9 protein-coding genes are annotated in these 7,910 nt (G+C 44.9%); 1 reads left to right on the top strand and 8 read right to left on the bottom strand.

Going from position 1 to position 7,910, the window contains the following annotated elements; translation table 11 throughout:
- Positions 1-108, top strand: a 108-nt coding sequence (locus tag VN447_RS17965) for an IS3 family transposase (protein ID WP_325526846.1), incomplete at its 5' end; no start/stop codon positions are given.
- Between the two features lie 65 nt (positions 109-173).
- Here the strand turns inward: VN447_RS17965 and VN447_RS17970 are convergent.
- From VN447_RS17970 to VN447_RS18005, 8 genes are all read right to left on the bottom strand, one after another.
- Positions 174-1,298: an ABC transporter permease gene (locus VN447_RS17970; protein ID WP_325526830.1), complete on the bottom strand. Its 1,125-nt coding sequence runs from the start codon at positions 1,296-1,298 to the stop codon at positions 174-176.
- Positions 1,295-2,200, bottom strand: a complete 906-nt coding sequence (locus VN447_RS17975; protein WP_325526832.1) for an ABC transporter ATP-binding protein — start codon at positions 2,198-2,200, stop codon at positions 1,295-1,297. Before VN447_RS17975 ends, VN447_RS17970 begins: the two co-directional genes overlap by 4 nt.
- A complete protein-coding gene (locus VN447_RS17980) occupies positions 2,188-3,102 on the bottom strand; it encodes an ABC transporter ATP-binding protein (RefSeq protein WP_325526834.1) in 915 nt (304 codons plus the stop codon). Before VN447_RS17980 ends, VN447_RS17975 begins: the two co-directional genes overlap by 13 nt.
- Positions 3,099-4,076: an HlyD family secretion protein gene (locus VN447_RS17985; protein ID WP_325526835.1), complete on the bottom strand. Its 978-nt coding sequence runs from the start codon at positions 4,074-4,076 to the stop codon at positions 3,099-3,101. Before VN447_RS17985 ends, VN447_RS17980 begins: the two co-directional genes overlap by 4 nt.
- Positions 4,063-4,665 (bottom strand): TetR/AcrR family transcriptional regulator, encoded by a 603-nt coding sequence (locus VN447_RS17990; protein ID WP_325526837.1) that lies wholly within the window; start codon positions 4,663-4,665, stop codon positions 4,063-4,065. Before VN447_RS17990 ends, VN447_RS17985 begins: the two co-directional genes overlap by 14 nt.
- A gap of 288 nt (positions 4,666-4,953) precedes the next feature.
- A complete protein-coding gene (locus tag VN447_RS17995; RefSeq protein ID WP_325526840.1) occupies positions 4,954-6,255 on the bottom strand; it encodes a DUF429 domain-containing protein in 1,302 nt (433 codons plus the stop codon).
- 98 nt (positions 6,256-6,353) lie between these two features.
- Entirely contained in the window at positions 6,354-7,163 is an 810-nt protein-coding gene (locus VN447_RS18000; RefSeq protein WP_325526842.1) for an SPL family radical SAM protein, read from the bottom strand.
- A 108-nt stretch (positions 7,164-7,271) separates the two neighbouring features.
- The gene (locus VN447_RS18005) at positions 7,272-7,613 is read right to left on the bottom strand and encodes a CGGC domain-containing protein (protein WP_325526844.1); all 342 of its coding nucleotides are present in this window, start codon (positions 7,611-7,613) and stop codon (positions 7,272-7,274) included.
- Between the last annotated feature and the right edge of the window lie 297 nt (positions 7,614-7,910).

A 7,910-nucleotide genomic window follows, 5' to 3' on the forward strand; every position in this document is an offset into this window, starting at 1 on the left:
CAAGAACTGCATGATTATATTGATTACTATAACAACCGTCGTATTAAGATGAAATTAAAAGGAATGAGCCCTGTAAATTACAGAACTCATTCCCTAAAATCTGCTTAATTCAATTTTGTCTAACTTTTTGGGTTCAATTCACTTCACTGGGCGCGGCTTTACTCATATAATCGTTAGGCTATTTTCTTTTGGAATTTCATAATACTGATAGATAGTGCCGCCACGATATAGACGATTAAGGCGAACACCTGCGACCACAAAAAATTAATACCGATTCCTTTAAGAACAATCCCCCGCAGAATCTCCAGGTAAAAAGTCAACGGCAGTAAATGGCCTAATTGGTAAAAGAGCTGCGGCATAGCCTCCCTGGGAAACATGAAACCAGATAATAGCACGCTGGGCAGAAATACAAAGAAAGACATCTGCATGGCCTGCATTTGGGTTTTTGCCATTGTGGAGATGAGGACACCCAGCGATAAGGAAGCAATGATAAAAAGAGTGGTTAAACCGTAGAGCAACCCGATACTGCCCCTGAGCGGTACATCAAAGACAAGTACGCCAACAGCCAGCGCCAGCGTCGCCTGGACATAACCCACAAAGATATATGGGATGATTTTACCCAGCATTAACTCATGAGACTTCATCGGGGTAACAATAAGCTGTTCCAGTGTCCCCTTTTCCCGTTCGCGAACAATGGCCATGGAGGTGATCATAACCATTGTCATTGTAAGCACAATGCCCAAAATCCCTGGAACCATATAAAAGGGAGAGATGAAGTCCGGATTATACCAAGGGCGGATGCGAATATCAATGGGCAGAGTTACCTGCTTGCCCTGTGTTCCCTGCAAGCGCTGGGCAAGTATTTCCTGCGAACGGATTTGACCGATTAACTGGGCAGATGCGATCGCCGAAGACGCGGTCATTGAGTCAGAAGCATCGACAATAACCTGCACTGCCGCACTGCGGCCATGTTTAATATTCTCGGTGTAATCCGGGGGGATAATAATCCCTACCTTGGTTTTCCCGCTTTCAATAGCTTCAGTTACTTCTTGGTAATTTGTTGCAACATACTTAATGTTAAAATATTCGCTGGCCTGAAAGGCGGACAGCAGGTCACGCCCTTCCTGCTGGAGTGACTGGTCGAACACAATTGTCGATAGATGCTTTACGTCGGTGTTGATGGCAAAACCAAACAACAGGAGCTGGATGATAGGGAGCCCTACCATCATCCCGAAGGTCAGCCGGTCCCGCCGCATTTGGATAAACTCTTTGATCAGCAAGGCCCTAAGGCGAATCACACAACCATCTCCTTGCGCTTTGATTTAACATAGTAAACAAAAATATCTTCAAGCGATGGCCTAATTATTCGATAATCATACTCCTTATAGTCTACCAGCCGCTCCTCACCGATGAGGATATGGACGCTGGTTCCGTAAGGGTAGATGTCAAGGACATCCATTTGCCTCGCCGCTAACGTTGTGAACAATCCCATAGGGTCCTGAGTCGGAATTTCTAAGAGCAGCCCAGGCAGGTTTTTCTTAAGGTTGGCAGGTGTGTCGTCAGCAATCAGCGTTCCTTCGTAAATAAAACCGATGGCATCACAGTGTTCAGCCTCATCCATGAAATGGGTAGTGACCATGACCGTTGTTCCCTGGTGAGCCAGCTGGTAAATAATATCCCAAAACATGCGACGGGACTTAGGATCAACGCCCCCGGTGGGTTCATCAAGAAAAAGCAGTGGCGGGTTGTGGAGAATTGAACATCCCAGCGCTAACCGCTGTTTCCATCCTCCGGACAGGTTTGCCGTAAGGTCATCCTGCCGCTCCTGCAGGCCTGCCATTGCCAGCATGGCTTCGATCCGTTCTTGCCGTCTGGAGCCGGTCAGACTGTAGAGGCCGGCATAAAACTCAAGGTTTTGAAGGACAGAAAGGTCATCATACAGACTGAATTTCTGGGACATGTAGCCAATTTTCTCTTTGATAGCTTCTCCCTGGGTCGTCAAGTCAAGACCAAGCAGGCGGCCATTACCTCGCGTAGGTGTGAGAATTCCGCATAACATCCGAATTGTAGTAGATTTCCCTGAACCATTCGGCCCTAGAAAACCGTAAATACTGCCTTGAGGGATTTTTAAATTGACTTGATTGACAGCAATAAAGTCACCAAAAACCCGGGTGAGGTTTTCTGTCTCTACGGCGTACATGCTGCCCCTCCTTCCCCGGCAAGGTGTACAAAAATATCTTCTAAGGTGGGCGGGATTTCCTGCAATGAATAACCCTCTATCCCGGCCGCGTGCAGTGCCGCTTCGACCTTAGGAACAACCTCCGGGCTATATTCAGCAACCAGATGATAGCGATCGCCAAAAGAGTTTACATCAAGCACAGGGCACTTGGCCAGCACAGTCTTTACGGCTTTACTCTCAGCCGTTAATTCCAGTAATCGGAAGGGATAGGCAGCTTTTAGATTTTGTGGTGTGTCACAAGCAACAATCCGGCCCTGGCTCATAAAGGCTACGCGAGTGCATAATTCAGCTTCATCCATATAGGGAGTGGACACAAATATCGTCGTGCCTTCTTTGTTAAGACGGTACAACATCTGCCAGAACTCCCGCCGGGAAACAGGATCAACGCCTGTAGTCGGTTCATCCAGGAAAAAGATTTTTGGCCGGTGCATCAGTCCGGCAGCCAGCGCCAGCTTCTGTTTCATGCCACCAGAAAGATTGTCGGCCAGACGGTCTTTAAACGGCAGCAGGTTGGTGAAGTCCAGAATCTCTGTACCCAATTGCTCAACCCGCTGTTTATTGGCCCCATATAACGCGCCAATAACCTGAATGTTTTCCATAACGGTGAGATCGCCATACAGACTGAATTTCTGGGGTACATAGCCGATCTGATCTTTTACAGACTCAGTGTTATCACTGCCCAGCAAGTTTATTTTTCCAGACGTGGGAGTCATAATACCGGTAATCATCCGGATCGTGGTAGTCTTGCCTGCCCCATCCGGTCCTACCAAGCCGAAAATGCTTCCGGCCTTAACCTCCAGGTTGAGATTATCCACCGCTGTCAGCGCGCCAAACCGCCGGGTTACATTTGTAAGACAAATCATTTTAGCACCACATCGGCAGGCATCCCCGGTTTTAAAATCCCTTCCGTGTTGTCAATCTTAACTTTTACTGCAAATACTAAATTGGCCCGTTCGCTTTGCGTAATGCTCTGGCGTGGAGTAAACTCAGCATTCTGACTGATTTCCTTGATTTCACCTCTGAATACCCGCTCGGGGAAAGAGTCTACCTTAACCTGAGCCTCCTGCCCAACGGCAATCAATCCTAACTGGGTTGACGGCACATACACCTTGACCCAGCAGTCACTCATGTCTCCCACTGTGAGAATCGCTGCACCAGGGTTAACATACTCGCCGTTTTCAAAATTTTTAGAGAGAACTAATCCGTTAATTGGACTGATCACCACAGTGTCTTCCACCAGCGTCTTACTGGCCGCCAAAACTGCCTTGCTGCGTTCTACCTCGAGCCGCTGCGCCTCGATGGTCTCCGGGCGGCTGCCCTCATCTCCCAGAGCATAACGCTGAGTTGCCGCTACCATAGCATTATAGGCCACGTCCACATTAGAACTGGCTGTATCTAGTTGTTGCGCCGAGATAGCGCCGGCGCTATACAGACTTTGATAGCGCTCATAGTCTTGCTTGGCTCTATCATATACCGAGCGTGAGGAGGCAAGCAGAGCGCCAAGTTCCTGCCGTTCCTGATTGCGTGGGCCAGCCTCCAGGTCACGAAGCTGAGCGGCAGCTTTTGCTAATGCCGCTTCATCTCTGATTACCTGGGCTTGTAGATCGGCTCTGGTTACCTTAGCAATTTTTTGTCCGGATTTTACCGTATCACCGACCTTGCTCTCCAGTCCTGTCAAATACCCATTAACCTTCGGCATAATATCGGCTCTGGTTACCTCGATTGTGCCTGTAGCCGTAATACCAGTTTTAACTGGTCTAAGATATTTGTAACCTGCTACCCCTGCCGCAACAACGACAATGAGAATTCCTGCCAGTAACTTCTTATTGACCATCATGCTTCTTCACCCCGCCCAAAAAAATCTCTACGGCTTCAATGGCAAATTGTTCGTCCTGATCAGCACCACCTACCGCAAAATGGCGGGTTATCGGCCGGGAAATAAAATAGAAGTTCATCATACCCGCCAAAGCCAGCGTTGCTGAATTGACGTCCATTTCCCTACGGAACTCGCCGCAGGCAATTCCCTCATTTAGAGTTTCAGTCATAAAATGATAGATGCGCTCAATATATTTATGGATAATAGGTTCAAAAAACTTTGAGGGATTTAGCAGTTCTCCCATAAGAAACTTGGTTAGAAACGGCATCTTTTTGTGTACCATCACTACATTATGGGCATAACCCCTAATTTTTTCTGTAGGCGAAGCCTTGATCCCCATCACCGCGTCCAGCAGATCACCGATGGGTGAAAACTGCTTCTCAAGAATTGCTGCATATAGGCCTTCCTTACCGCCAAAATAATAGGAAATTAAGGCACTATTGGCGCCTGCCTCTTTCGAAAGCTCCCTAATCGACACACCTGACAAACCCTTTTCTGCAAATAGCCTTTCTCCGGCCTCAATCAATTTTTCTTTAGCATCTTTTTCCACAAATCTACTCCTTTCATTTTTAATCAATCGATTAATTAAATTCTATTCCGACAAAGTTTCTTTGTCAAGAAAATTCTAGTAAAATAAAGGGCACATTTCATCCCCTTTATTTTTGTACCTAAATAGCCGCATCTTCATTATCTCCTCCTTGAAAAAAATAAAACTGGGTAGTCCTTTACCCAGTTTTTGCCGCATTGAAAAGATGAATATGTACAAGAGTGACTATATTCTTTATATTTATATCGAAAAAAACAAGGAGGTTCTTAAGACTTCAATCAAGTTGCCTAACTACATTCTGGCATAAACAATTTCCATAGGCAGCCCCTTGCTGTCCTTTGCCGGTTGTTCTGGAATTGTTTCAAAACCGCGTTGCGTCCCGGCAACCCCGATAACCGCCAGAACCATGGCATCAACAAAATCGTCTAGCAGACGCTTAGGATACTGGGACCTAATTTCGCATAGTGCATTTTCGGTATCCGCAAAGTACCGCTTGAGTACCTCCCGGCGCTCAGCAAAACCGCTATCCTCTGTTTTTCTGCTTAGTAACGGCTTACCGCCATCCAATAACGCGAATCCATATTCAGGGTGCGATTCCCGAATACGACCAATATATCGCGGGTTTGCCCGCAAAAATTCATCCACTTCGCGGATCTTTTTAGAAAAACCCAAAGACTGTTCTGACAAACTCTTTTTTGTAATCGCCAGGTTAACGGCTTTTGCCTCCTGCTTTTCCCTGCTGTAAACAGCTTGCCGGCAGGGAGTGTTAAATACGCTGGAGGATTTCCCCTTCAGCCTGCCTCGTAGTTCACGGTCAGGCCTTAGTCTATTTTCCTGCTCTGTTTCGGGCAATCCAATGGGAATATCAATAAGGATGCAGCCGGCATCATGATGATCTGCCATAATATCAGTAATCGCAGGATATACGTCAAAGCTGTAACCGCTATCGGCTTCTATCCAGAAAGCAGCCCAACCGTAGTGTTGTCCCGTTTTCTTGCAGCTGTCAATTCCAACACACTTGCAGTTGTTCCCGCCACCAACAATGTGACTCATAATGCGCTGGATCAATTGAAGGAACTCAGCCTCTACAGAAGTCATGCTTCTTTCGGTAAAATCAGCATCCGCATACAGCCGGGGAGAAAAATCAAAAATTCCCCGGTAATGTAAATGCTCAAATTCATGATGCAGTAGCGCGTTATCTATATCGCCAACTTGCCCGCATTCATCATCAGTCAGGTTTGCAATACCAAACTTTTCATAAATAACCTGTTGCAGATTTCGTTCTATTTTTTTGTAATCATCGAGATAATATTTAACCGGTCTAGTTATATCTGAAATATAAGCTTCACTGGCATCATGCAGGAGGCAAGCCAGTTGTACCTTATCAGATAAGCCTCTTGCTTTGGCTTCTTTCGCGCAATTAATTGAATGCTGAGCAACGCTGTAAAAAGTTCTAAAATGTCCGTTTGCCCGGCACATTTGGGACAATGCATGTGCGATATCTTCTACTTTTACTTCTTCTGCCCGCGGGGCAAGAGGATAAAATAAAGTATTGGTATATGTTAAAATTGCATTTTCTCTTTTCGATATCATTGTTAACTCTCCTAGTCAGTAAAAGGGGTAATGATAGTTATTCGCAAGTTCTATCCCCTCTCAACCAGCGCTACATTCCATATGTTACTATTAACGCCCTAAAACAATGAAAGCTGATTATTGCCATAACCTTGCTTATAGGCATTAATTATATCCTCCATTTTGTAAAGAATGCCTAACCTGTCACATTGTTTTTGAAATAACTGCCACAGCGCCTTCGCTCTTGGTGAGCGGCATTCATAATCATTGCCAAATTGGTTTATGTACTTTTGTTTAAGAGCAGGAAAGTGCTCATCAAGCTTTTTATAATACCAATCCCGCTGATTTTGTCGCAAGGTTACTCCGAATGCCGTATATATAAACTTAGCCCCATTTTTATATGCAAGCTGAATAATTTCGCTTATATTGCTGTCATTATCCTCTAGAAACGGCAGTACAGGCATGAGCAGTATTCCAGTAAAAATCCCATTCTCTGAAAGCTCTTTGATTGCGGAAAATCGCCTTGAAGCTACTGCTACATGAGGCTCAATCTTTTGGCAAAGCATATCATTAGCAGTGGTAATAGTAATCTTTATAAGTACAGGGGAATGGCTTTTTATTGACTTTAGCACATCAATATCTCTTGTTATCAAATCGCTTTTTGTAGCAATGGAAATACCAAACCGGTGGGTATTAATTAGCTCTAATGCGCCTCTTGTTAAACGGTATTCTTTTTCAAAAGGATTATATGGATCGCTCATAGCGCCTGTTCCGATTACACCCGTCCTGCGTTTTGATGTAAGCTCACGTGCAATTAAGGCAAGAGCATTTTCCTTTGCCCTTACCTCATCAAAATTTTCTACTCGATAGCATTCACTGCGGCTGTCACAGTAGATACAACCATGACAACACCCTTTGTAAATGTTCATGTTATAGTTCTTGCCAAACCAAGGGTTACTGGCCTCATAGCCGGATAGTATTGTTTTTGCTGGTATGAATTCCATATCATAATCCCTTTTCGTCAAGATATCTTTAACTCAACAACCTTTTTTAATAGTTATTGTAGCTTGTTCCTTGCCTTCTGCTGACCCATGGGTGTAGCCAACGACATCAAAGTATTCGCTGAGGCGTTTTGCCAAAGCTTCATAATTTGGTGCCTTCCCCCGCATACAGGACGATAAATGCACTACATCCACACCATTTTTAAGCATCATCTCAATCTTATGATCAATATCGCCGCCAGCGTGAGAAAAAGTAACAAGCTCTATATTGTCCTCATATCTTTCAAAAGCGTCCTTTCTCTGAAAAAAAGCGTTAAGACAACCTCTGCCTGTACAACGCTGCATGGTTTCTTCCCTGACTAATATAGCAATCTTCATAAAGTACCTCTTTATTCAATACTGTAATCTAGCAACTACAGGCACATATTTACTTTCCTTTTTATTTATTATAGCAAAACTTATCCTTATACCATACATTTTTCATAGTTGTCTTGGCGACATCAACACTGTAGACATTACCACAGTCCCTGTCTCGTAAGAAAAACCGCTAGCGCGGTCCTTTGGTATTGAGCACATCCGAAAGTCGGTACTCAAATCCATGAACCCCTTTGTAATAACGTGGATGCATTACCCCACCGCAAGATTCACAACTAAACTGTGGTGGGTAGCTTAGAT

Source organism: Sporomusa sp. (assembly GCF_035561155.1).
In the GTDB taxonomy this organism is placed as follows: Bacteria; Bacillota; Negativicutes; order Sporomusales; family Sporomusaceae; genus Sporomusa.

Coding starts and splice junctions, on each gene's coding strand:
- VN447_RS17975 (WP_325526832.1), bottom strand. CDS start 2,200: ATGTACGCCGTAGAGACAGAAAACCTCACCCGGGTTTTTGGTGACTTT.
- VN447_RS18000 (WP_325526842.1), bottom strand. CDS start 7,163: ATGAACATTTACAAAGGGTGTTGTCATGGTTGTATCTACTGTGACAGC.
- VN447_RS17980 (WP_325526834.1), bottom strand. CDS start 3,102: ATGATTTGTCTTACAAATGTAACCCGGCGGTTTGGCGCGCTGACAGCG.
- VN447_RS18005 (WP_325526844.1), bottom strand. CDS start 7,613: ATGAAGATTGCTATATTAGTCAGGGAAGAAACCATGCAGCGTTGTACA.
- VN447_RS17985 (WP_325526835.1), bottom strand. CDS start 4,076: ATGATGGTCAATAAGAAGTTACTGGCAGGAATTCTCATTGTCGTTGTT.
- VN447_RS17995 (WP_325526840.1), bottom strand. CDS start 6,255: ATGATATCGAAAAGAGAAAATGCAATTTTAACATATACCAATACTTTA.